The organism is Streptomyces sp. NPDC048288, from assembly GCF_043201555.1.
Lineage (GTDB): Bacteria > Actinomycetota > Actinomycetes > Streptomycetales > Streptomycetaceae > Streptomyces.
Genome location: NZ_JBICZD010000011.1, coordinates 136,441 through 160,899, shown reverse-complemented (window position 1 = coordinate 160,899; position 24,459 = coordinate 136,441). Strand labels below are relative to the sequence as shown.

The following is a 24,459-nucleotide window of genomic DNA, read 5'->3' as shown; positions in this document are numbered from 1 at the left end:
ACGGCCGTCGCCTGGGAAAATGGCGGAATGGGCAGGACCAGGAACTCACGGCGCGCGGCGGGCGCCGCCGACGCGGTCGTCGAGGCCGTCGACGGCGGCCTCGCCGAGCTGATACCCGACCCCGACCGGGCCCGGGCATGGACGCTGCTCCTCGACGGAGCCCCGCAGTCCCACGTGGACCTCGACGACCCGGCGCACCTCGGCTTCGAGTACCAGCGCCGCCTCGGCCATGTGATCGACCTGCTCGCACCGCCGGGCCGGCCGGTGCAGGTCGTGCACCTCGGCGGCGGGGCGTTCACGCTCGCCCGGTACGTCGCGGCGACCCGGCCCCGGTCCACCCAGCAGATCGTGGAGCGGGACGCGGCGCTGGTCCGACTCGTCCGCCGGGAGCTGCCGTTGGATCCCGGCGCGCGGATCCGGGTGCGGTCCGTGGACGCCCGGGAGGGACTGGGCAAGGTTCCGGAGGCATGGGCGGACCTGGTCATCGCCGATGTGTTCAGCGGGGCGCGCACGCCCGCCCACCTGACGTCCACGGAGTTCCTCGACGCGGTGCGCGGGGTGCTGCGGCCGGGGGGTGTCTACGCAGCCAACCTGGCGGACGGGCCGCCGCTGGCCCACCTGAGAGGGCAGATCGCCACCGTGGGGGCGCGGTTCGCGGAGGTGGCGGTGGTGGCGGACGCCGGGGTGTGGCGGGGGAAGCGGTTCGGCAACGCGGTGCTGATGGCGGCCGACGTGCAGCTGCCGGTGGCCGAGCTGACCCGGCGCTGCGCATCCGACCCGCACCCGGGGCGCGTCGAACACGGGCGGGCGCTGCGGGACTTCACGGGCGGGGCGGTCGCGGTGACGGACGAGGCGGCCGTGGCCTCGCCCGCTCCGCCGCCGTCGGTGTTCCGTTAGGCACCGGACGGCACCTCAGTACGTCTCCACCTGCACGTTCGGCGGGCCGTCGTGCCATGTGCAGAACACCGACACGCGGTCCGTGCTCCTGCTGAACTCGACGCGGATCCAGGACTCCGTCTTCCACACCTGCATGGACCAGCCCGTGCCCGGGGTCGCCGAGACCAGCGTGGCGCTGGTCTCGCCCAGGTCGAAGACGGCCCGGCCGCCGTCCGTGTCGTAGGCCTTGACCTGGCCCGAAGCGGAGGCGGAGGCCGTGGGGGAGGGGCTGGGGGCCGTGGTCGGGGTGCGGGAGGCCGTCGGGGTGGGGGTCGCGGAGGGGCGGGGCGCGGCGGTCCGGGAGGGACTCGGCGCGCGGGAGGTGGCGGACGCCAGCGGCTTGGAACCCTGGGTCGTCGGGTCGTCGTCCGCCGCCGTGACGGGCAGGGCGCGGGGCGGGTCGTAGGCCGTGCCCGTCATCACCGTGTGGACGCCCCACCACGACAGCGTGACCGCCGCGCCCGTGGCGAGCAGCCAAGCCAGTACGTGTACGAGTCCTCTGCGCATCGCGGGCCATACTGCCTCAGCGGTACCGCCGCGCGCACTCGTCCCGAGTTATCCACAGGCCCAGACCAGCGTCCGCCGCATGGCGTACGGTGCGGCGCATGGCAAGTGTGCTCGTGGTCGAGGACGACCAGTTCGTACGCTCGGCGCTCATCCGGCAGCTCGCCGACGCCTCGCACACCGTGCGCAGCGTCGGCACCGCACTGGAGGCGCTGCGCGAGGTCGCCCATTTCCGTTTCGACGTGGTGATCCTGGACCTCGGACTGCCGGACCTGGACGGCTCCGAGGCCCTGAAGATGCTGCGCGGCATCACGGACGTGCCCGTCATCATCGCCACCGCGCGCGACGACGAGACGGAGATCGTCCGGCTGCTCAACGCCGGTGCGGACGACTATCTGACCAAGCCGTTCTCCGTCGAACACCTGTCGGCGCGGATGGCCGCCGTGCTGCGCCGGGCGCGGTCCGGCGGGGGCGAGCCGGCGCCGTCCAGTGTGCTGCGGGTCGGCGGACTGACCGTCGATCCGCTGCGCCGGCAGGCCGAGTTGGACGGGACGCGGCTCGATCTCACCCGGCGCGAGTTCGACCTGCTGGCGTTCCTGGCCGGGCGGCCCGGGGTCGTCGTACCGCGCAAGGAGCTGCTGGCGGAGGTCTGGCAGCAGTCGTACGGGGACGACCAGACCATCGACGTCCATCTGTCGTGGCTGCGAAGGAAGCTGGGGGAGACCGCGGCCCGGCCGCGCTATCTGCACACCCTGCGCGGGGTCGGCGTGAAGCTGGAGCCGCCGGGCGCGGAGCGGGGGCCGGTCCGATGAGATGGGCACTGGTCAAGGTCGCGCTGGCGGTCACCGCGATGGTCGTGGTCGCCTTCGCGGTCCCGCTCGGCCTGGTCGTCAAGGAACTGGCCCGCGACCGCGCCTTCTCCAACGCGGAGCGGCAGGCGGCCGCCGTCGCCCCGGCGCTGTCCATCACCACCGACCGGGACCAGCTGGAGCGGGTGGTGGCCGCGGCCGGGCTGGACGCGGGCATGGCCGTGCACATACCGGCGACGGACGGCGGCGCCGCCGTCGACATCGGGCGGCAGCGCGCGGCCGGCCGGGACATCGCGACCGTACGGAAGCTGGGGCGGGCCTCCACCACGGAGGTGGCCGGCGGGTCGACCCTGCTGCAGCCCGTGGCGCTGAGCTCCGGGGCCATCGCGGTCGTCGAGGTGTACGTGCCCGAGTCCGAGGTGACCCACGGTGTCTCCACGGCCTGGGCGGTGCTCGCGGCCGTCGGCCTGGCGCTGGTCGTCGGCTCGGTCGCGGTCGCCGACCGGCTGGGTGTGCGGATGGTGCGGCCCGCCCGGCGGCTGGTCGAGGGCGCGCACGAACTGGGCGAGGGCAGGCTCGGATCGCGGGTGCCCGAGGAGGGGCCGACCGAACTGCGGCTGGCGGCGGTCGCGTTCAACTCGATGGCCGACCAGGTCGTCCAACTGCTGGCGAACGAGCGGGAGCTGGCCGCCGATCTGTCGCACCGGCTGCGGACCCCGCTCACCGTGCTGCGGCTGAACGCCGCCTCGCTCGGGGACGGCACCGCCGCCGAGCAGACCCGGGCCGCCGTCGCGCAGCTGGAGCGGGAGGTCGACACCATCATCCGTACCGCCCGGGAGGCCAAGCCGCAGACGGCGGCGATCGGGCCGGGGGCCGGGTGCGACGCGGCCGAGGTGGTGCGGGAGCGCATGGGGTTCTGGTCGGCGCTCGCCGAGGACGAGGGCCGCAAGTGGCGGGTGGCCGGCGTGGAGCGGCCGGTGCGGATACCCGTGGCCCGCGCCGACCTGGCCGCCGCGCTCGACGCGCTGCTCGGCAACGTCTTCCGGCACACCGCCGAGGGCACCGCCTTCGCGGTCGACGTGCACAACGCGGAGGACGCGGTGATCGTGCTGGTCTCCGACGCCGGACAGGGCATCCGGGACCCCGAGGCGGCGATGGCCCGGGGGCGGGGGTCCGGGGCGGCCGGGTCGACCGGGCTCGGCCTGGACATCGTGCGCCGGCTCGCCGAGTCGACGGGCGGGGACGTGCGGATCGGCTCGTCGGTGCTGGGCGGCACCGAGGTGCGGATCTGGCTCCAGCTGGACGGCGGGAAGCCGGAGCGCAGGGGCAGGGGGCACCGGGGGTCGATGCGTCGCCGGAGAATGGTCTCGACCTTTAATCGGTCCCGATCCCTTCCTTAAGCGCACCCTAAGATCCCCAACGGCCGTCCCTATCAGGCCGTTTGTCCGAATCCCGGTCGCTAGCGTGCTGCCGCACCCCCCCAATTCGGCAGGCGAAGGCAGGCACGCGCATGAGCACGCACCGGCGCAGAATCAGTGGCAGGAACAAGGCGATAGGCGGTCTGGTCGCGGCGGCCGTGGTCGGTGGCGGGGCGATCCTGTTCACCGGTATCGCGCAGGCCGCCGGGGTCGGCGCCGCGTACACGAAGACCAGCGACTGGTCGACCGGGTACACCGCCCAGTACGTCGTCACGAACAACAGCGGTGCCAGGGAGCAGGACTGGACGCTGGAGTTCGACCTGCCGGCCGGCGCCAGGCTCAGCTCGCTGTGGAACGCCGAGTACACCGTCAGCGGTCAGCACGTCACCGTGAAGCCGCCGAAGTGGGACACGGACGGCCTGGCGGCCGGCGAGGCGGACACCGTCGGCTTCGTGGTCAACGGCAGCGGGGACCCGACCGGCTGCCGGATCGACAACGCGAGCTGTTCGGCGGACGGCACGGCCACCCCCGAGCCCAGCGGCCGCCCGACGCAGTCCGCCACCCCGACTCCGACTCCGACCCCGACCGCGACCCCGACCAAGACGGCCACCCCCACGGCCACGGCCTCCGCCACCCCCACCCAGAGCAGCGGCACCGGCACCACCGCCTCCGCCGGTTTCGCCCCGTACGTCGACACCTCCCTCTACCCGGCGTTCGACCTCCTCGCGGCGGCGAACGCGACCGGTGTGAAGAACTACAACCTCGCCTTCGTCACCGACGGCGGCGGCTGCACGCCGAAGTGGGGCGGGGTGACGGACCTGGCGAGCGACGGCGTCGCGTCCCAGATCGGCGCCCTGCGCGCCAAGGGCGGTGACGTCCGGGTCTCCTTCGGCGGCGCGTCCGGCTCCGAACTCGCCACCACCTGCTCCTCGGCGGACGCGCTGGCGACGGCGTACGGCAAGGTCGTGGACGCCTACGACCTGACCAAGGCCGACTTCGACGTGGAGGGCGGCGCGCTGCCCAACACCACGGCCAACGCCAACCGCGCCAAGGCCATCGCCAAGCTCCAGGCGCAGCACCCGGACCTGGACGTGTCGTTCACCCTCCCCGTGATGCCGGAGGGCCTCACCCAGGACGGCGTGAACCTGCTCGCGGACGCCAAGGCCAACGGCGTGAAGATCAGCGCCGTCAACATCATGGCGATGGACTACGGCCCCGCGTACAACGGCGACATGGGCACCTACGCCGTCCAGGCGGCCACCGCCACCCAGGCCCAGATCAAGAGCGTCCTCGGCCTCTCCGACTCCGCCGCCTGGAAGGCCGTCGCGGTCACCCCGATGATCGGCGTCAACGACGTCTCCGCCGAGGTCTTCAAGGTCGACGACGCCACCCAGCTGGTCGACTTCGCCAAGTCCAAGGGGATCGGCTGGCTCTCCATGTGGTCGGCCACCCGCGACCAGCAGTGCGCCGGCGGCGCCAAGCCCACCGCGGACGCCACCTGCAGCTCGATCCTCCAGGACAAGAACGCCTTCTCGAAGGCGTTCGCCGCCATCGGCTGACGGCGCCCCGCGCGGTCGCCGACAGGCCCTTTTCCTACTTCTTTGATAATCTCGGGTCCATGGACGAGATCTCATACGGAGTCGGAGAAGGGCCCGCGACCAGGGTCAGCCTCTCGCTTCCGGAAGGAACGGCCGAGGCGATCCGGCAGCGGGTGGGCAAGCGGGAGTTCTCGGCCTTCATCACGGCCGCGGTCGAGCGTGAACTGCGTGGTGAGATCCTGGACGAGTACCTGGCGGACTACGAACGTCGCAAGGGGACGATCTCGGAGCAGGAGGCGCTGCGGGCGCGCGAGATCTTCGACGAGGTATTCGCCGAGGAGGGCCAGTGGCCCGCCGCAAGCTGAGCCATGAGGGCACCCTGGTCCTGGACTGCGACGGGCTGTCCAAGTTCGTCGGCGATCACGAGCCCGTCGTGGCTCTGGTCGCCGAGGCGCGCAGGCGAGGCATGGAAGTGGTGATCAGCGCGCTCACCCTCATCGAGGCGGTCCATCGGAAGACCGACAAGGCACGGCTGAGCTGGGTCCTCTCAGGTCTGCGGATCGTGTCCGTCGGTGACGAAGAGGCGAAGGCGGCTTCCGCGATGCTGATCGATGCGGGACTGCACGGTCACAAGTACGCGATTGACGCGGCCGTGGCGGAGATGGCACTGCGGCAACGCCGTCCGGTCGTCATGATCACCTCGGACGTCGACGACATGACCAGACTCTGCGGCGAGAGAGTACGGCTGGTGGCTGTCTAGTCGGAGTGTGAGGGAGCCCTGTGCCAAGACGGTGGCTTGTGGCATTTGAGCACTGTGGCGCAAGGGGGAAACCTGATCGAACTGGCCGACGTGATCCGCGAGTTGCGACAACAGCTGACTACCGCTCTACTCGAAGGGCAGGGCGAGGCCCTGCGGTTCGAACTCGGTCCGGTGGACGTTGAGGCAACCGTCGCCGTCAGCAGGGAGGCAGGCGCGGACGGCACGGTGCGGCCGGTGCTGATCGCAGGCGGCGAGGTTGACGGCGAGTGCTGAGCGGGGCTGCGGCCGGAGCAGGTCGCGGAGATCATCGTCACTCTGCCGAGCGGTGCTTCCGGCCGGCGCGGCACGGGTTATGTGATCGCGCCGGGCAAGGTGCTGACGGCCGCGCATGTCATCGAGGGGGCGTCCGCAGTGCGGGCCGGACTCCAGGCGGACCGAAGGGGTGAGCGCACCCTGGACGCGACCGGTCACGCTGCGCGCGCTCCCGTCGACCTCGGCGTTCTGGTCACCGGCAGAAGCGGCGCGCACACCTCGCTCGCCGCCTCGCCGCCTCACGCTGTTTCCGTCCTCGCCGTGGTCGATCCTGATGCCGTGCGCGACGTGCGGGACGCCGTTTTCGCGCACCTGGGCCTCGACGACGCCTAGCTCATCGGACGCGGCACGGAAGACCGCTCGACGTGGTCGAGCGGTCGCCCCGTCAGAAGATCCCCGGCCCCCCGAAGCCCCCGAACCCGCCCGGGCCGCCGGGGCCGCCCAGTGGCGGGCCGTGGTGGTGGAAGCCGTCGAGGATGGCGTCGGCGAGGAGCATGCCGCCCACCCCCGCCGCGCCCGCGACCAGGGCCGTCTTCCACCACGGTGTGCTGTACCAGCCGCCGGGGACGGAACGGCCGCCGACCGAACCGCCCGGGTAGTAGTACGGCGTCCCGGCACCCGGGCGGTCCGCGGAGGTGTACGTCTGGCCGCCCACCGTCACCTGCTGCCCCGCCGTCGCCGCGCCCATCGGCGGCAGCGCCGGGCCCGGGTCGAGGCCGAGGGCGGTGCGGGCCGCCCGTACGTAGTGCAGGCCCTCCACCGCGGTCTGGGTCACCAGCGCGTACTGCGCCGGGGTGTACGCCGTCGCCATCTGGTTCCGCGCCGCGCGATGACGCTCCGCCGCGTCCGCCAGCGCCTGGCGCGCCGCGCGCTCGTCGCCCGCGTCGAGGGTCGCGATGCCCCCGCCCAGCCGGTCCACCCAGCGGGTGGCCTCGGCGCCGGCGTCGGCGGTGAAGTCCTGCTGTGCCGTCCGCCCGGCACCGGCCGCGGCCCGCTGCCGGTTCCGGCCGGCGAAGGCCACCACCCCGGCGACGAGCAGTGCCACCATCACCAGCGCGACGAAACCCATGACGTCCTCCGTTGTCCCCGAGGCCCGATCACCTCGTACGTCCTAGGAGACGCCAGGGAGTTGAGAGGCCGCTGATCGGCCGCTGAGGGGTTCCTGTGAGACGGGCGCGGCACTCCCCTCCGGGTGCCGCGCCCCGCTTTTGCCCGGTCAGGCCGCCGGCCGGGCCGGCGGCAGCGTTCCCGTGCGGGCCGCCTCCGCGTACCAGCGCGCGCTCGACTTCGGGGTGCGGGCGAGGGTCGCGTAGTCGACGTACACCGCCCCGAACCGCTTCTCGTAGCCGTACGCCCACTCGAAGTTGTCCATCAGGGACCACAGGTAGTAGCCGCGCACGTCCGCGCCGTCGGTGACGGCGCGGCGGACCGCCGAGAGGTGGCCGTGCAGGTAGGCGATGCGCTCGGGGTCGTGGACGGTGCCGTCGGGGTCGGGCTTGTCGTCGTAGGCGGCGCCGTTCTCGGTGATGTAGAGCGGCAGGCCCGGCGCCTCCCGCGTGTAGCGCATGATCAGCTCGTGCAGGCCCGCCGGGTCGATCGTCCAGCCCATCTCCGTGCGCTCGCCCGGGGTCTGGTGGAAGGCGACGTCGTCGGCGCCCGGCCACGGGGAGTGGGCGCCGGCGCCGTGGCCGTCCGCGCGCGGACCGGCCGTCGCGTGCCGCGCCGCCGACACCAGCGTCGGCGTGTAGTAGTTCAGCCCCAGCGCGTCCAGCGGCTGGTGGATCGCGGCGAGGTCGCCGTCCCGGACGTGGGACCAGTCCGTCACCGACGCCGTCGCCGCGAACAGCGACGGGGGGTACACGCCGTGCAGGATCGGGCCGTGGAAGACGCCGTTGGCCAGGTCGTCGATGGTGCGGACCGCCACCAGGTCGGCCGGGTCCTGCGAAAGCGGCCGTACCACCGAGGAGTTGAGGCTGATGGCGACCTGGTTGCGGGCCGGCATCACCGAGCGGAGTGCCGAAGTGGCCAGGCCGTGGGCCAGGTTGAGGTGGTGCGCGGCGCGCAGGGTGGCCGCCGGGTCGGTACGGCCGGGGGCGTGCACGCCGGAGCCGTAGCCGAGGAAGGCGCTGCACCAGGGCTCGTTGAGGGTGATCCACTGCTCCACCCGGTCGCCGAGCGCCTCGCCGACGATCTGCGCGTACTCGGCGAACCGGTACGCCGTGTCCCGCTCCGGCCAGCCGCCCGCGTCCTCCAGCTCCTGGGGGAGGTCCCAGTGGTAGAGGGTGATCGCGGGCCTGATGCCCTTCGCCAGCAGCTCGTCCACCAGGCGCCGGTAGAAGTCCAGGCCCACCTGGACCGCCGGGCCCCGGCCGGTCGGCTGGACGCGTGACCAGGAGACCGAGAAGCGGTAGGCGTTCAGGCCCAGGTCCGCCATGAGCGCCACATCGTCGCGGTAGCGGTGGTAGTGGTCGACAGCGATGTCACCGGTCTCGCCGCCGGCCGTCCTGCCCGGCGTATGACTGAAGGTGTCCCAGATGGAGGGGGTGCGGCCGTCCTCCCGCACCGCCCCCTCGATCTGATATGCGGAGGTCGCGGCGCCCCAGAGGAAGGCGGGAGGAAAGGCCTCGGTCGGCGAATCGGGCATGGAAGCGCTCCCATGGTCGGCTTGTCGCCATTATGCATGGGAGCGCTCCCATGGCATAGGGGTGTCGCCGGGCTCCCGCGGACCCGCCGGCGGCCCGGGGCGCCCGGTCCCTGGTGGGCGCTCCGGAAAGCCCATCGTTCACCTCTCGGCGTCCGGTCCGGGTGTGCCGCGTTCTGGTCCGGGAAACCCCGGGCGTGCGGTGGTGAGCGGCTCAATTCCCGGGACGTCGACCGCTGTCGCGTCTGTGACCTGCGTGATTCCTGGATGAGGCGGGCTGATGTCGGGCCGGTGAAACCCCCCGGCGCGACACGTTCCCGTGACGTCCGGAACACGCTTGGGCAACAACGCCGTTTTCAAGTCTTGACAGTCGGCCCGACAGGAACCAGTCTTCCGGCATGCCGCGTGGGAGCGGTCCCACGGGTAGCCGGGGAATCTCTCCCGTGTGGAGCGAACCACCCCATGGCCTTTCCCTCTGTCGTCACCGCACCTCGTTGACCAGCACCTTTTCGCCGCACGTCGAGTGCGGTGGGCCGGCCGCTGCTCGCACCGAGAGGGCAGGTCCGGATCGCCGGTCCCCGGCGGTCTGTTTCCTGAGATCCCGTTCCCCACTGGAACAAGGAGTAGTGGAATGCGCATCACCCGACCCGGTCGCCGCGGCCGCAGAGCTGCGGCCCTGACCACAACGGTCCTGACCGCCTCGGCGCTGCTGCTGACCGGTTGCAGCAGCGACAGCGACTCGGACGCCTCGGACTCCAACGGGAACATCACTCTCACGGTGGCGGACTTCGGGCAGTTCGGCTACAAGGAGGCCGACCTGTTCGCGAAGTACCACAAGCTGCACCCGAACATCACGGTGAAGGAAGAGACCACCGCCAACGAGCAGGACTACTACCCCAAGCTCCTTCAGCAGCTGAACACGGGCAGTGGCCTGGCGGACGTCACCGGCATCGAGGTGGGCCGCATCAAGGAGGTCGTCGACACCCAGGCGGCCAAGTTCACCGACCTGAGCAAGACGATCAACGTGGACGACTGGGTCTCCTGGAAGGAGAAGCAGGCCACCGCCTCGGACGGCACGGTCATCGGCGCCGGCACCGACATCGGCCCGATGTCCCTGTGCTACCGCAAGGACCTCTTCGACAAGGCGGGTCTGCCCTCCGACCGCGACGCGGTCGCCAAGGCCGTCGCGGGCGGCTGGGAGGACTACCTGAAGCTCGGCGAGCAGTACAAGAAGAAGGCGCCGTCCGGCACCTACTTCATGGACTCCGCGAGCGCCATGTACAACGCGGTCGTCAGCTCCTCGGCGCAGCAGTACTACGACGCCTCCGGCAAGCCGATCTACAAGGACAGCGCCTCCGTTCAGCAGGGCTGGAACCTGGCTGCCGAAGCCGCGTCGAAGAAGCTGACCCAGGGTCTGGCGCAGTTCACCGACGCCTGGACGGCGGCGCTGCGCAAGGGCAGCGTGGCGACCGTGGCCTGCCCCGCGTGGATGGCCGGGCAGATCTCCACCAACTCCGGTGACGCCTTCAAGGGCAAGTGGGACATAGCCAAGGCCCCCGGTTCGACCGCCGCCAACTGGGGCGGCTCCTTCCTGGCCGTGCCCAAGAGCGGCAAGCACGCCAAGGAGGCCGCCGACCTCGTCAAGTGGCTGACCGCCCCGGAGCAGCAGGCCGAGGTCTTCAAGGCGATCGGTGTCTTCCCGTCGAACAAGGGCGCCTATGACCTGCCCGGCGTGAAGAACGCGACGCTCCCGTACTTCAACAACGCGCCGATCGGCCAGATCTACGCCGACGAGGCCAAGACCATCCCCGAGGCGGTGCTCGGCCCGAAGGACGCGACGATCAAGGACACCATCTCCACGCAGATCAACAACATGGAGCAGCGGGGCACCAAGCCCGCCGACGCGTGGAAGGCCGCGACCGAGGCGATCGACAAGGTGATCGGCTGACGACCCGCGGTGGGGGGGGGGCCCCCCGCCCCCCCCCCCCCCCCCCCCGGCCGGGGGGGGGGGGGGGGCCCGCGCGGGGGGTGGGGGCGCCCGGCCCCCCCGCCCCCCGGCCCCCCCCCCCCCCCGCGGGCGCCCCCCCCCCCCCGCGCCCCCCCCGGGGGGGGGGGGGCCGCCCCCCCGGGGGGGGGGCCCCCCCCCCCCCCCCCCCCCCCCCCGCGCCGTGCCGTACGAGGTTCCGGTGCCCGGCGCGTGGGTAGGGCGCGCCGGACACCGGCGCGCCGCGTCCCCCGGCCGGGTCCGGCGCGGTGCGAGACCCCGGCGTCGCCGTCCGGCCCCGCCCTGTCCCGCCCCCGTTCCCCGGCCGAATCCCCCCAGGAAGGAAATCCCCCGTGGCAACGACGACACCCACACGGGGTGCCCCCACCCCGCCCGCCGGCGGCTCCGGTGCCGTGCCGAACGGACGCGGCACCTGGCGCAGCCGGCTGTGGCGCTTCGACGACCTCGCGTCCCCGTACGCGTACATCGCTCCGTTCTTCCTCGTCTTCGGTGCCTTCGGGCTCTACCCGCTCCTCTACACGGGCTGGATAGCCCTGCACCGGGTGGAGATGACGAGCCTCGACCAGTCGCAGTGGGTCGGCTTCGACAACTTCACCAAGATCCTCCAGGACTCGGAGTTCTGGACGGCCGTCACGAACACCTTCCTGATCGGCGTCATCTCGACCGTCCCGCAGCTGCTCGTGGCCCTCGGCCTCGCCCACCTGCTCAACTACAAGCTGCGCGCCAGCACGTTCTGGCGGACGGTCGTGCTCACCCCGTACGCCACCTCGGTGGCGACCGCGGCCCTGGTCTTCGCCCTGGTGTTCCGGGCCGACGGCGGCATCCTCAACTGGGTGCTGCACTTCGTCGGCATCGGCAACACCGACTGGGGCAACGGCGAGTGGACGTCCAAGATCGCCATCTCGGTCATCGTGATCTGGCGCTGGACCGGCTACAACGCGCTGATCTACCTGGCGGCCATGCAGGCCGTGCCCACCGACCTGTACGAGGCCGCCTCCATCGACGGGGCGACCCGCTGGCAGCAGTTCCGCAAGGTGACCATTCCCTCGCTGCGGCCGACGATCCTGTTCACCATCGTCATCTCGACGATCGGCTCCATGCAGCTGTTCGGCGAGCCGCTGCTGCTCCAGGGCGGCACGCTCGGCTCCACCGGCGGCAACGAGCACCAGTACGAAACCCTCAGCATCTACCTCTACAACTACGGCTGGAAGCTGGGGCATCTGGGCCCGGCCGCGGCGGTGGCCTGGGCCATGCTCGCCCTGCTGCTGCTCATCGCCCTGATCAACTTGATCGTCGGCCGGTTCCTGCGCAAGAGCGCGGCCTGACGGGAGCGATATCGATGACCACGACCAGCCCCACCAACACCGCACCGAGCCTCGACCCGGTGCCGCCGGTCGCCTCCCCGGGCAGGAACCGCGTACGCCTCAAGCTCGGCGCCGGGCAGCAGCTCAAGGGCGGCCCCCTCACCTACCTCGCCCTGGTCGTCGTCGGCCTGGGCTCGGTCTTCCCGCTGTACTGGACGCTGGTGGCCGCCTCGCACGACCAGCAGCGGGTCCTCGACAGCCCACCGCCGCTGCTGCCGGGCAGCAGACTGTGGAGCAACCTCCAGACCGCCTGGGAACAGGCCCACCTGGGCAAGGCCATCGTCAACAGCGTGATCGTGTCGGGCTGCATCACCGCGGCCACCCTGTTCTTCTGCACCCTGGCCGGCTACGCCTTCGCCAAGATGCGGTTCCGCGGCCGGGGCGCCCTGATGACCGCGGTCATCGCCACCCTGACGATCCCGCCGCAGCTCAGCGTGGTCCCGCTGTTCATGATGATGGCGGACATCGGCTGGGGCGGAAAACTGGAGTCGGTGATCTTCCCGACCCTGGTCGGCGCCTTCGGTGTCTTCTTCATGCGCCAGTACCTGCTGGAGGCCCTGCCCTACGAGCTCATCGAGGCGGCCAAGGTGGACGGCGCGACCAACATCCGCATCGTGTGGAACGTGGTCCTGCCCGCGGCCCGTCCCGCGATGATGGTGCTGGGCATGCTCACCTTCGTCCAGGCGTGGAACGACTTCTTCTGGCCCTTCCTCGCCCTGAACCAGGACAACCCCACCCTCCAGGTCGCGCTCGGCCAGCTCAGCGCCTCCTACACCCCCGACCAGAGCATCGTCATGGCCGGCGCGCTGATCAGCACGCTGCCGCTGCTGCTCGTCTTCGTGATCTTCGGCAAGCAGATCGTCGGAGGCATCATGGCGGGCGCCGTCAAGGGCTGACGCCGGGCGGGCCGCCCCACCCGTTCCCGGTGGCCCGCCCCACCGCCCCGTTTCCCCCGCTCGCCTTGCCCCCTTGCCCGCCTTCCCCCCTTGCCTCCTTTCCCCCCTTTCTTCTCCACGCCACTCCGGGAGCGCTCTCAGATGACCGCCGTACGAACCGAGACCACTGCCCAGTCGGCCTCAGACACCTCCTTCCCGCCCGGTTTCGTCTGGGGGGCCGCCACCGCCGCGTACCAGGTGGAGGGTGCCGCCGCCGAGGACGGTCGTACACCGTCGATCTGGGACACCTTCAGCCACACCCCCGGACGGGTCCGCAACGGCGACACCGGTGACATCGCCGCCGACCATTACCACCGGTACAAGGGCGACGTGGCGCTGATGAAGGACCTCGGCCTCAAGGCCTACCGGTTCTCCGTCTCCTGGTCCCGGGTGCAGCCCACCGGACGGGGGCCCGCGGTCGAGCGCGGCCTGGACTTCTACCGGCGGCTCACCGACGAACTCCTCGAAGCGGGCATCACCCCGGTCGCCACCCTCTACCACTGGGACCTGCCGCAGGAACTGGAGGACGCGGGCGGCTGGCCGCAGCGGGACACCGCGCACCGCTTCGCCGACTACGCCGAGATCACGGCCCGCGCCCTCGGGGACCGCGTCGGGGTGTGGACCACCCTCAACGAGCCCTGGTGCAGCGCCTTCCTGGGCTACGGATCCGGCGTGCACGCCCCGGGGCGCACCGACCCGGCGGCCACCCTGCGCGCCGCGCACCACCTCAACCTGGCCCACGGGCTGGCGGTCGGCGCGCTGCGCGAGAACCTGCCGTCGACCGCGCAGACCTCCATCACCCTCAACCTGCACCAGGTGCGCCCGCTGACCGACAGCGCCGCGGACGCCGAGGCGGCCCGGCGTATCGACGCGGTCGGCAACCGGATCTTCACCGGCCCGATCCTGGACGGCGCCTACCCGGAGGACCTGCTCGCCGACACCGCGCACCTGGTGGACTGGGCGGAGCTGGTGCACGACGGCGACCTGGCCGAGATCTCCCGCCCGATCGATCTGCTCGGCGTCAACTACTACTCGCCGACCGTGGTCTCCGCGGCCGTCGAGGGCGGCCCCGGCACCCGCAACGACGGCCACGGCGCGAGCGACCACTCCCCGTGGACGGGCGCCGACGACGTCACCTTCCACCTGGCCAACGACCAGCTCACCGCGATGAACTGGGCCATCGACGCGAGCGGGCTGCACACCCTGCTGACCGGCCTGGCCGCCTCGCACCCGGGGCTGCCGCTGATGGTCACCGAGAACGGCGCCGCCTTCGACGACTACGTCTCGCCCGAGGGCCGGGTCAACGACCCGCAGCGGATCGCCTACCTCCACTCCCACCTGGACGCCGTCCGGCAGGCCGTCGCCGACGGAGCGGACGTGCGCGGCTACTTCCTGTGGTCGCTGCTGGACAACTTCGAGTGGTCCTACGGCTACTCCAAGCGCTTCGGCGCCGTCTACGTCGACTACGGCACCCAGCGCCGCATCCCCAAGGCGAGCGCACACTGGTACGCGGAGGTGATCCGCCGGAACGCCCTGCCGAGCGCCGGTGAGCAGGGCTGACCCGGTACGGCCCCGGGGGCGTGACGGGGCCCGGAGCGGCCGGGCCCCGGCTGTTACATTTCCTGGCCTGAGGGCTGCGAACGGAAGGCGGCGACCATGACGGTCAAGGGTGAGCGGGGCCGGGGCGCTCGGCGGCCGACCCTGGAGGAGGTCGCCGCCCGGGCCGGCGTGGGCCGCGGCACGGTGTCGCGGGTGATCAACGGCTCGCCCCGGGTCAGCGACGCGACCCGCGCGGCCGTGGAGGCGGCCGTCAACGAACTCGGCTACGTCCCCAACACCGCCGCCCGCGCGCTGGCCGCCAACCGCACGGACGCGATCGCGCTGGTCGTGCCCGAGCCCGAGACCCGGTTCTTCGCGGAGCCGTACTTCTCCGACATGCTCAGCGGCGTCGGTGCCGAACTCTCCGAGACCGAGATGCAGTTGCTGCTGATCTTCGCGGGCAGCGACCGCGAGCGGCGCCGGCTCGCGCAGTACCTGGCCGCGCACCGGGTGGACGGGGTGCTGCTGGTGTCCGTGCACGCCGACGACCCGCTGCCCGACCTGCTCGCCCAGCTGGAGATCCCGGCCGTGATCAGCGGCCCCCGCTCGGCTGAGGAGACGCTGACCTCGGTGGACTCCGACAACTACGGCGGCGCCCGGTCGGCCGTGGAGCACCTGCTGACCCGCGGCCGCCGCACGATCGCCCACATCACCGGCCGGCTCGACGTCTACGGAGCCCAGCGCCGCGTCGACGGCTACCGCGACGCCCTGCGCGACGCGGGCCGTGCGGCGGACGAACTCCTCATCGAGCCCGGCGACTTCACCGAGGAGGGCGGCCGGCGGGCGATGGCCCGGCTGCTGGAGCGCGAGCCCGGCCTCGACGCCGTGTTCGCCGGCTCCGACGTGATGGCGGCGGGCGCCCGCCAGGTGCTGCGGGTGGCGGGCCGCCGTATCCCCGAGGACGTGGCGCTGGTCGGGTACGACGACTCGGCCATCGCACGTCACATGGACCCGCCGCTCACCAGCGTCCGCCAGCCGATCGAGGGGATGGGCCGCGCCATGATCGACCTGCTGCTGGCCGAGATCGCCGACCGCCGTCCGGCCGCCGCCCGGGAACTGGAGCGCCGACACGCGGTACTGCCGACGGCACTGGTGGCCCGGGCGTCCTCCTAGGGCCTGTCGTTTGGATCAGGCCGGCCGTGGCTCACGGTGCCTTGTCGGCCGACCCGAGCGGGGCGTGGTGCGTGCAGCTGCAAGGCGGAGGAGGGCGGCGACGCGGTGGGGGCACCTCCCGGCCGTAGGCTGGGGGACGTCGACAACCGACGACAACGCGGCAGATGTGCGTGCCACGCCCCGCGACGCCGGCATGATCCAAACGACAGGCCCTAGCTCACTTGGTGGCGTAGGCGGCGGTGTAGCCGCCGACGAGGGGGCGGGTCTCCACCTTGGCGAAGCCGGTGGCCCGGAGCCACTCGGTGGCGTCCGCGACCGTGTACTCGGATCCGCCCTCGGTGTCGATGAGCATGTTGAGGGACAGCATCAGGCCGTAGGTGTGGTGGCGGCGCTCGTCGTCGATCATGGCGTCGTAGACGATGAGGGTGCCGCCGTCGGGCAGGGCGTCGTAGGCCTTCTGGAGGAGGAAGCGGCGCTGCTCCGGGTTCCAGTCGTGGAGGATCTGGCCCATGACGTAGACGTCGGCCGCGGGCAGCGGGTCGGCGAAGAAGTCCCCGCCGTGGAAGGTGAGGCGGCCGGTCAGGCCGTGGGCGGCGACGAACTCCTCGAACACCGGGCGGACCGGGGGAAGTTCGAAGACGGCTCCGGTGATGTCCGGGTGGGAGCGCAGGACGGCGGCGGGCACGGCGCCGAGGGCTCCGCCGAGGTCGACGACATGGCGGCGGCCGGTCCAGTCGAAGTCGGCGGCCAGCGCTGCGGCGAGGGGCGTGCTGACGCCGTTCATGCCGTTGAGGAAGGCGCGCCAGGCGACCGGGTCCTGGCTGAGCGTCGCGAAGAACGGGGCGCCGCTGTGCGCGACCTCGTTCTGCGGGGCGCCGGTCCGCAGCGCGTCGGTGAGGTTGTTCCAGAAGCCGAAGAGGCGTGCGTCGGCCATCTCCAGGATGCCGCCGACGTACGACGGCTTGGCCCGGTCGAGGAAGAGGTCCGCGGCGGATCTGGGGTGCAGGCCCGCCGCGGAGGTGAGGGACTCGTGGTCGCGGCCGCCGTCGGCCAGCGTGGTGAAGATTCCCAACTCCACCGCGCTGAGCAGCGTCTTGGAGGCCATGAAGCCCAGGCCGAGCTGAAGAAGCGGCTCGGGGGTGATCCGGTCGTCGACCGACATTTCTTTTCTCCACTTGGGTCGGAAGCTGAATGGCGCGGGGCTGGCGCCGCCCGGGGCTCAGAGCGTCTTGGTCTGGCCGCCGTCGACGAGGGTCTCCGTGCCGGTGATGTTCGCGGCGAGCGGGGAGGCGAGGAACAGGGCGAGGTCGGCGATCTCGTGCGCCTCGCTGACGCGTCCGGACGTGATGCCCATGCTCTGCGGTACGACGACGTCCAGCGCTTCCTGCGCGGTGGTCCCGGCGGCCGCGGCGGTGGCGTCGGCGAAGCCGCCCGGCGCGGTCCAGAACGGTGTGCGGACCGGGCCCGGGGCGATGGCGTTGACGCGTACGCCCTGGGGCGCGAACTCCTCGGACAGGGACTTGTTGAGGTTGGTCAGCGCGGCCTTGGCCGCCGAGTAGTCGACCACCATGGGGAAGGGCAGCCGGGCGTTGATCGAGGTGATGTTCACGATGGCCGCGTCCCCCGCCGCGATCAGGTGGGGGAGGGCGGCGCGGCTGGCGCGGACGGCGCTGAAGAAGGTCAGGTCGAAGATCCGCTGCCAGCCGGCGTCGTCGACCTCCAGGAACGACTCGCGGGGTTCGGCGGCGCCGAGGTTGTTGACCAGGATGTCCAGGTGCCCGTGGCGCTCCACGGCCCGCTGGACCAGGGTCTCGGCTCCCGCCGCGGTGGACAGGTCGACCGGCACGATCAGGACGTCGTGCCCGGCCGCCAGGGCGTCCAGCTCGGGAGTGGAGGAGCGGCTGCCGGCCACGACCTTGACGCCCTCGTGGGCCAGCCTCTCCACCACGGCCAGGCCGATGCCCTTGCTGGCTCCGGTGACGACGGCGACCTTGTCCTTGAGGTGCAGTTCCATGACGGTTCCTTCCGGGATTCTTTCTGGATTGATCAATACATAATGAGGGTAGGGCGAAGCGCGGGCGCGGGCGCTCCGGGGCGGGGGTTTTCGGCGGGGTTTCAGTCCAGTGCGCGCATCGCCGTGGACAGGGCGTCCTCCATGAAGTCCCTCTCCATGCGCGCTCCGCCGACGATGCGGATCCCCTGGATGAACGTGGTCAGGAACCTCGCCAGTTCCTTCGGGTTCTTCTCGGCGGAGATCTCCCCTCGTGCCCGCGCCCGTTCCAGGGCGCCGGCGAGGAAGGACTCCACCTGCCGGATCGCGGTGCTGACGCGGTCCGTCGCCTGGGGCTGGTCGCCGCACTGGGTGGCGGTGTTGACCACGAGGCACCCGCGCGTGGGGTCGGCCAGGTCCGCCTCGACCAGGGAGGCGAGTACCCCGCGGATCGCGGGCCGGATCCCGGGCGTCCCGTCCAGGGCCGCCTCCAGGTCGTGGCCCTGGAGGGAGGTGTAGCGGTCGAGGGCGCGGAGGTAGAGCTGCTCCTTCGAGCCGAAGGCCGCGTAGAAGCTGCCGCTGCCTATCGACAGTTCCTTCAGCAGGTCCGGCAGGGAGGTCTCGGCATAGCCCTGGCGCCAGAACAGATCCATGGCGCGGTCCACCGCCCGGTCGATGTCGAACTCCCTGTTGCGTGCCATGGGGACAGCGTAGCGCGCTTTGTGGAATAGTCAATCCACAATGGGTGGCTCGGCCCGCCCGGCGCGGTCCACGGCGCAGTAGTCTGACCCTCCAGGCAGACCGAGTCCGGTGGCCCGGCTGATGGGGGGAACGTGGAGCTCATCGGTCGGGACGATCAGCTGGAGCTGCTGCGCCGGCTGCTGGCCGAGCCGCGCAGCCACGGGAGCGCGGTGCTGGTCCGCGGGGCGCCCGGCATCGGGAAGACCGCGCTGCTCGCCGAGACCGCCGCCCTCGCCGAGGGGCTCGGCCACCGGGTCCTGCGCACCAGCGGCGTCGAGGCCGAGAGCGACATCCCCTACGCCGGTCTGCAACTCGTCCTGCGCCCGCTGGCCGCGGCCGCCGCCGGGCTCGCCGCGCCGCACCGGCAGGCCCTGGACACCGCGCTCGGGCACGCGGGGGCCGCCGTCCCCGACGTCTTCCTGGTCGGCCTGGCGGTCCTCAACCTGCTGGCCGACGCGGCCGCGGCCGCGCCGGTGCTGGTTCTGGTCGACGACGTCCAGTGGCTCGACGACGCCACCGCCAGCGTCCTGGCCTTCGTGGCCCGCAGGATCGGCACCGAGCCGGTGGTCGTCGTGGGAGCCGCACGCGACGGCTACCGGTCGCGTCTGAACTCCGACGAACTCACCTCCGTGACCCTGGGCCCGCTCACCGACGGCCAGGCCGCGGAACTCCTCGCGGACCGTGCCCCCGATCTACGGCCGACCGCGCATCGCCGGCTGCTGGCCGAGGCCGCCGGGAACCCCCTGGCCCTGACCGAGCTCTCCCGCACCCTCGGCGCCTCGCCCGACCCGCACATCACCCAACTGCCCCTCACCGAGCGGCTCGAACGGGCCTTCACCGACCGCCTGGAGACCCTGCCCGACGTCACCCGCAGCCTGCTGCGGATCGCCGCCCTCGACGACAGCCCGTCCCTCCCCGAGATCTACCGCGCGACCCGGCAGCTCACCGGCCGCACCGCCGGAACCGCCGAACTCGACCCGGCCGTACGCGCCCGGCTCGTCCAGGTCGCCGGTACGGAACTGCGGTTCGGGCACCCGCTGATGCGCTCGGCGATCCGCCAGACCATGCCCACCGCCGTCCGCCACGCCGCGCACGCCGCACTCGCCGCCGTACTCGACGACCATCCGGACCGGCGGCTGCGCCACCAGGCCGCCGCGGCCGACGACCCGGACGAGTCGGTCGCCACCGCGTTGGAGGACGCCGCGCACCGGGCCGCCCGCCGGGGCGGCATCGCGGCGGCCGTCACCACCCTCGAACAGGCCGCCGCGCTCAGCGAGGACGCCGACCGCCGGGCGGAACGGCTGCTGCGGGCCGCGGACTTCGCCGTCGAGCTCGGCCGGCCCGAGACCGTGACCCGGCTGCTGGGCCAGGCGCTCACCGGGCCGCTGTCGCGGCGCCAGCACGCCACGGTCGTCTGGCTGCGCGGCCGCTTCGACGAGGGGTTGCACAGCCACTCCTCCGGCGCCAACTCCCTGACGGCACTCGCCGAGGAGATGGCCGCGGAGGACCGGGCGCTCGCGCTGCGGATCCTGTGGAGCGCCGCGCAGCTGTGCTTCTGGTCCGACCCGGGCCCGGCCGGGCGCCGTACGGTCCTGCGGGCCGTGGAGCGGATGGAGCTGGACGAACTCGATCCCTGGCGGCTGGCCATCTGCGCCTACGCCGCGCCGGTCGAGCGCGGCGCCTTCGTCCTGGACCGCGCCCGGCACGTCGCCCTGCGGGAGGGAGACGGCGGCCGCGCCTACCGCATGCTCAGCACCGCCTCGCTCCTCGTCGGCGGCTTCGATCTGGCGCGGGCCTTCTCGGCGGCCGGCGGCGCGCCGCTGCGGGCCCAGGGACGCCTGGGACTGCTGGCCCGGACGGTCGGCGCGGACGCGTGGAGCGCGCTCGTGGTCGGCGACCTCGGCGCGGCGATCACCGCGACCGAGGAGTCACGAAGACTGGCGCGCGAGACCAGCCAGCCGATGATGTACGCGCTGATGACCGCCACCGCCGCCAAGCTGGCCGCGCTGCGCGGCGAGGAGGAGTCCGCCCTGGGACTGGCCGAGGAGGCGGAGGAGACCGGGCTGCCGGCCGGGGCCCGTCCGGTGCTGGCCACCGCGACGACCGCACGCGGGCTGGCCGCGCTGGGCGCGGGGCGGTTCGAGGAGGCCTTCGGGCACTTCCGCCGGCTGCACGATCCGGCGGACCCCGCGTTCCAGGTGTCCCTGCGGCTGACGACCGTGGCCGACCTCGTCGACGCGGCGACGCACTGCGGGCGGCGGGAAGCCGTACGGCCCGTCGTCACGGAGCTGGAGGAGATCGCCACGGTCACCTCCGCGCCCGTGCTCCACGCCGATCTGCGGCTGGTCCGGGCGCTGCTGGCCGCCGACGAGGACGCCGACCCGCTGTTCACGGCCGCGCTGGGCACCGACCTCAGCGCCTGGCCGCTGACCAGGGCCCGCACCCACCTGGCCTACGGCGAATGGCTCCGCCGCCGGCGGCGCAGCGTCGAGTCCCGCGACCATCTGCGGGCCGCCCGAGACATGTTCGACGCGCTCGGCGCGATCCCCTGGGGGGAACGGGCCCGCCGGGAACTGCGCGCCGCGGGCGAGACCAGCCGCCGCCGGGCCCCGGACGCCCGGGACCGGCTGACCGCCCACGAACTGCAGATCGTCCGGCTCGCCGCCGACGGGCTGACCAACCGCGAGATAGGCCAGCGGCTCTACCTGTCCCACCGCACCGTCAGCTCGCATCTCCACCGGATCTTCCCCAAGCTGGGCGTGGTCTCGCGCGCCGAGCTGCGGACGGTGGTCAGCGCACTGCGCTGACCGGCACCGGACCGGCAGACCACCGTCACATGACGCTCGCTTCCACCGGCCCGGTGTTCCTAGCGTTCCCCATGTCAGGACAGCGTCAGGACTGCGACTGCCAGGACTGCGACTGCCAGGACTGCCACTGCCAGGACAGCGGCTGCCAGGACAGCGGCTGCCAGGACATCGACAAGGGGGAGCGGTCCCATGGTGTGGAACGGCGTCCAGCAGGCATCCGGACCGCCGATGGTCGGCCGCCACACCGAACGCGAGGCCATCGGGCGGCTGCTCGACGCGGTGCGCGACGGCCTCAGCGGAGCCCTCGTCCTGACCGGCGAACCCGGGATCGGCAAGACCCGGCTCCTGGAGCACGCCGCCGACCGGGCCGCGGAACTGCGGGTGGTCCGGCTGACCGCGGTCGAGTCCGAGACCGGACTCGGCTTCGGCGCGCTGCACCGGCTGCTGCGGCCGTTCCTGAACCGGGCGGACCGGCTGCCCGGACCGCAGCGGGCCGCGCTGGACGCCGCCCTGGGACTGGTTCCGGGGCCGCCCGCGGACCGCTATCTGGTCGGTCTCGCGACGCTGACGCTGCTGTCCGAGGCCGCCGCCGAGCAGCCGCTGCTGTTCCTGCTGGACGACGCGCACTGGCTGGACCGGGAGTCGGCCGAGGCGCTCGCGTTCACCGCCCGCCGACTACACGCCGACTCCCTGGGCCTGATCATCGCCGTCCGCGACGGGCTCGGCGACAACGGCCTGTTCGACGCGCTGGACACGCACGCGGTGACCGGCCTGCCGGAGCCGGAGGCGAGGGAACTGCTCTCCCTCGGCGCCGGGCGGGTGGACACCACGGTGGCCGACCGGATCGTCGCCGGTACCGGCGGCAATCCCCTCGCACTGCTGGAGCTGACCGACGCCCTGGCCGCCGAGCAGCTGTCCGGTATCGCCCCGCTGCCCGAGCCGCTGCCGGTGGGCCGGCTCCTGGAGAGCCACTTCCGGCGCCTGGTCCGAGCCCTCCCGCCGGAGACCGGAACCCTGTTGCTGCTGCTGGCGGCGGCCCCCTCGGACGACACGGGGACGATGTGGCGGGCCGCCGGGCGGCTGGGCCTGTCCGCCCGCGCCGCCCGGCCGGCCGTCGCCGCGGGAATCCTCGGCCGGGACACGCCGACGGCCTTCCGGCATCCCCTGATCCGCTCGACGGTCTACGCCGGAGCCGAACCCGGCGAGCGCCGCCGGGTGCACGCGGCCCTGGCCGCCGTCTGCGACGCCGTGCGGGACGCCGACCGCCGCGCCTGGCACCGGGCCGAGGCCGCCGAGGGCGTGGACGACGGAGTCGCCGACGACCTGGAGGCCGCCTCCGAGCGGGCCCGCTCCCGCGGCGGCTACTCCCAGCAGGCCCTGTTCCTGTCGCGCGCCGCCGAGTTCACCGGGGACCCGGACAAACGGGCCGAGCGCCTGCTCGACGCGGCCCAGGCCCATCTGCTGTCCGGCGACGCGTCGGCGGCGGGCACCGCGATGGACCTGGCCGGCGCCGACATCCGCGGCCCGGTGATGCGGATGCGCGAACTGCGGACGCGGGCGACCGCACAGATGCTCCAGATCGTCGTCGCCGACATCCCCGCGATGCTGATGGACGCCGTGACCGGGCTGGACACGCGGGACCCGGGACTGACCTGGGAACTGCTCTGCGAGGCGTTGCACGCCGCGCTGGTCGCCCACGACTGCACACGGGGCACGTCGCTGGGCGAGGTCGCGGCCGCCGCCGTCGCCGCCCGGCACGACCCGGACCCCGCCGCGCGCGGCCGCGACCTGCTGATGGAGGGTCTGGCCCGCCGCGTGGCCCAGGGCTACGAGCACAGCACCCCCGTGCTGCGCGCGGCTCTGGACGGGCTGCGGGGCGGCGACCGGATCGAGGACGCGCACAGCCCGTTCGCGGTGATGATGTCCATGGCCTGCGACGACCTGTGGGACGTCCGGGCCGGGCGCGAACTCACCGGCCGGCTGGCGGCGGCGAACCGCGAGACGGGAGCGCTCTACGCCCTGGGCATCGCCCTGCTCGCCGAGGCGCGCCACCTCCTCTGGGACGGCCGGTTCAGGGAAGCGGAGGTCCGCTTCGCCGAGTTCGACGTCATCGCGGCCGACACCGGCTTCCCCGGCGGCGGCGACATCAACCGGCTCCACCTGTTCGCCCTGACCGGCCAAGAGGCCGAGCTGCGGGCCGCGGTGCGGCGGACCGCGGAGCTGCGGACCATCGGCCTCGGCCTGCACCAGCTGCTGGCGCGGCACGCGCTGGCCCTCTTCGAGCTGGGACGCGGCCACTACCGGCAGGCGACGGAGCACGCCCGAGCCGTCTTCGACGCCGACCCCCCGGCCTGCGGCAACCTCGTGCTGCCGCTGCTCGTCGAGGCCGGCGTGCGCACCGGCGACCGGGCCGGCGTGCGCGGAGCCCTGGCGCGGCTGGAGGAACGGGCCCCGCTCGCCGGTACCCCCTGGGCGCTGGGCGCCCTGGCCCTCGGCCGGGCCCTGACGGCCGACGGCGACTACGCCCGGAAGTTCTACGAGGAGTCCGTCGACCTGCTCGGACAGCAGCCGCTGGCCCTCGAACTGGCCCGGACCCGGCTCCTGTTCGGCGAGTGGCTGCGCCGCCGCAAACGGCGTTCCGACGCCAGGAAGCACCTGCGCGCCGCGTACGAGAGCTTCGAGGCCTTCGGCGCGGCACCGTACGCCGAGCGGGCCCGGACCGAGCTGCTGGCCACCGGCGAGAAGGCCCGCAGGCGCACCGACGAGGCCAGGTTCGATCTCACGCCGAGGGAACGGCAGGTGGCCTCCATGGCCGCCGCGGGGCTGACCAACACGGAGATCGCGACGCGGCTGTTCGTCACCGCCTCGACCGTCGAGTTCCATCTGAACAAGGTGTTCCGCAAACTCGGCATCACCTCCCGCCGACAGATCCCCCGCGCGATCGGCGAACCGGGCCCGGCGCCCGCGGAATGACGCCGCGGTCCTCG

21 protein-coding genes are annotated in these 24,459 nt (G+C 72.8%); 15 read left to right on the top strand and 6 right to left on the bottom strand.

The features are described from left to right. Positions 1-27 precede the first annotated feature (27 nt). Positions 28-897: a fused MFS/spermidine synthase gene (locus ACGFZS_RS34960; RefSeq protein ID WP_365682153.1), complete on the top strand. Its 870-nt coding sequence runs from the start codon at positions 28-30 to the stop codon at positions 895-897. A 15-nt stretch (positions 898-912) separates the two neighbouring features. Here the strand turns inward: ACGFZS_RS34960 and ACGFZS_RS34955 are convergent, their stop codons facing one another. Continuing rightward, positions 913-1,443, bottom strand: coding sequence for a hypothetical protein (locus ACGFZS_RS34955; protein WP_393798466.1), 531 nt, complete (start codon positions 1,441-1,443; stop codon positions 913-915). Positions 1,444-1,541: 98 nt separating this feature from the next. Between ACGFZS_RS34955 and ACGFZS_RS34950 the strand changes: the two genes are divergently transcribed. From ACGFZS_RS34950 to ACGFZS_RS34920, 7 genes are all read left to right on the top strand, one after another. Next, positions 1,542-2,252, top strand: a complete 711-nt coding sequence (locus ACGFZS_RS34950; RefSeq protein ID WP_355711391.1) for a response regulator transcription factor — start codon at positions 1,542-1,544, stop codon at positions 2,250-2,252. Further along, a complete protein-coding gene (locus ACGFZS_RS34945; RefSeq protein ID WP_355711392.1) occupies positions 2,249-3,649 on the top strand; it encodes a HAMP domain-containing sensor histidine kinase in 1,401 nt (466 codons plus the stop codon). The genes ACGFZS_RS34950 and ACGFZS_RS34945 overlap by 4 nt, the downstream gene beginning before the upstream one ends. Positions 3,650-3,759: 110 nt before the next feature. Then, complete coding sequence (locus ACGFZS_RS34940) at positions 3,760-5,226, top strand: cellulose binding domain-containing protein (RefSeq protein WP_393798465.1); 1,467 nt, start codon at positions 3,760-3,762, stop codon at positions 5,224-5,226. Between the two features lie 59 nt (positions 5,227-5,285). Continuing rightward, complete coding sequence (locus ACGFZS_RS34935; protein ID WP_393798464.1) at positions 5,286-5,570, top strand: hypothetical protein; 285 nt, start codon at positions 5,286-5,288, stop codon at positions 5,568-5,570. Further along, entirely contained in the window at positions 5,552-5,965 is a 414-nt protein-coding gene (locus ACGFZS_RS34930; protein WP_393798463.1) for a DNA-binding protein, read from the top strand. The genes ACGFZS_RS34935 and ACGFZS_RS34930 overlap by 19 nt, the downstream gene beginning before the upstream one ends. Before the next feature lie 54 nt (positions 5,966-6,019). Next, entirely contained in the window at positions 6,020-6,238 is a 219-nt protein-coding gene (locus ACGFZS_RS34925) for a trypco2 family protein (RefSeq protein WP_393798641.1), read from the top strand. An 81-nt stretch (positions 6,239-6,319) separates the two neighbouring features. Continuing rightward, positions 6,320-6,610, top strand: a complete 291-nt coding sequence (locus tag ACGFZS_RS34920; protein WP_393798462.1) for a hypothetical protein — start codon at positions 6,320-6,322, stop codon at positions 6,608-6,610. A 52-nt stretch (positions 6,611-6,662) separates the two neighbouring features. On the opposite strand, the gene ACGFZS_RS34915 is transcribed toward ACGFZS_RS34920, so the two are convergent. Both ACGFZS_RS34915 and ACGFZS_RS34910 read right to left on the bottom strand, forming a co-directional pair. Continuing rightward, a complete protein-coding gene (locus ACGFZS_RS34915) occupies positions 6,663-7,346 on the bottom strand; it encodes a hypothetical protein (RefSeq protein WP_393798461.1) in 684 nt (227 codons plus the stop codon). 147 nt (positions 7,347-7,493) lie between these two features. After that, positions 7,494-8,921, bottom strand: coding sequence for a GH1 family beta-glucosidase (locus ACGFZS_RS34910; RefSeq protein WP_393798460.1), 1,428 nt, complete (start codon positions 8,919-8,921; stop codon positions 7,494-7,496). Between the two features lie 628 nt (positions 8,922-9,549). On the opposite strand from ACGFZS_RS34910, the gene ACGFZS_RS34905 reads away from it, so the two are divergent. From ACGFZS_RS34905 to ACGFZS_RS34885, 5 genes are all read left to right on the top strand, one after another. Beyond that, positions 9,550-10,866, top strand: a complete 1,317-nt coding sequence (locus ACGFZS_RS34905) for an ABC transporter substrate-binding protein (protein WP_393798459.1) — start codon at positions 9,550-9,552, stop codon at positions 10,864-10,866. Between the two features lie 389 nt (positions 10,867-11,255). Beyond that, the gene (locus ACGFZS_RS34900; RefSeq protein ID WP_365344211.1) at positions 11,256-12,248 is read left to right on the top strand and encodes a sugar ABC transporter permease; all 993 of its coding nucleotides are present in this window, start codon (positions 11,256-11,258) and stop codon (positions 12,246-12,248) included. Between the two features lie 14 nt (positions 12,249-12,262). Continuing rightward, entirely contained in the window at positions 12,263-13,183 is a 921-nt protein-coding gene (locus ACGFZS_RS34895; protein ID WP_393798458.1) for a carbohydrate ABC transporter permease, read from the top strand. Positions 13,184-13,324: 141 nt separating this feature from the next. Then, complete coding sequence (locus tag ACGFZS_RS34890; RefSeq protein ID WP_393798457.1) at positions 13,325-14,782, top strand: GH1 family beta-glucosidase; 1,458 nt, start codon at positions 13,325-13,327, stop codon at positions 14,780-14,782. A gap of 96 nt (positions 14,783-14,878) precedes the next feature. After that, a complete protein-coding gene (locus tag ACGFZS_RS34885; protein ID WP_393798456.1) occupies positions 14,879-15,934 on the top strand; it encodes a LacI family DNA-binding transcriptional regulator in 1,056 nt (351 codons plus the stop codon). A 217-nt stretch (positions 15,935-16,151) separates the two neighbouring features. Here ACGFZS_RS34885 and ACGFZS_RS34880 read toward each other — a convergent pair whose 3' ends face one another. The 3 genes from ACGFZS_RS34880 to ACGFZS_RS34870 form a co-directional block, all read right to left on the bottom strand. Further along, positions 16,152-17,096, bottom strand: a complete 945-nt coding sequence (locus ACGFZS_RS34880) for a methyltransferase (RefSeq protein ID WP_393798455.1) — start codon at positions 17,094-17,096, stop codon at positions 16,152-16,154. Between the two features lie 57 nt (positions 17,097-17,153). Next, complete coding sequence (locus ACGFZS_RS34875) at positions 17,154-17,948, bottom strand: SDR family NAD(P)-dependent oxidoreductase (protein ID WP_393798454.1); 795 nt, start codon at positions 17,946-17,948, stop codon at positions 17,154-17,156. A gap of 101 nt (positions 17,949-18,049) precedes the next feature. Then, entirely contained in the window at positions 18,050-18,625 is a 576-nt protein-coding gene (locus tag ACGFZS_RS34870) for a TetR/AcrR family transcriptional regulator (protein WP_393798453.1), read from the bottom strand. A 132-nt stretch (positions 18,626-18,757) separates the two neighbouring features. On the opposite strand from ACGFZS_RS34870, the gene ACGFZS_RS34865 reads away from it, so the two are divergent. Together ACGFZS_RS34865 and ACGFZS_RS34860 are read left to right on the top strand one after the other, a co-directional pair. Beyond that, the gene (locus tag ACGFZS_RS34865) at positions 18,758-21,472 is read left to right on the top strand and encodes an AAA family ATPase (protein WP_393798452.1); all 2,715 of its coding nucleotides are present in this window, start codon (positions 18,758-18,760) and stop codon (positions 21,470-21,472) included. A 189-nt stretch (positions 21,473-21,661) separates the two neighbouring features. Further along, on the top strand, positions 21,662-24,445 hold the full coding sequence (locus ACGFZS_RS34860; protein WP_393798451.1) for an ATP-binding protein: 2,784 nt from the start codon (positions 21,662-21,664) through the stop codon (positions 24,443-24,445). Positions 24,446-24,459: the final 14 nt, after the last annotated feature.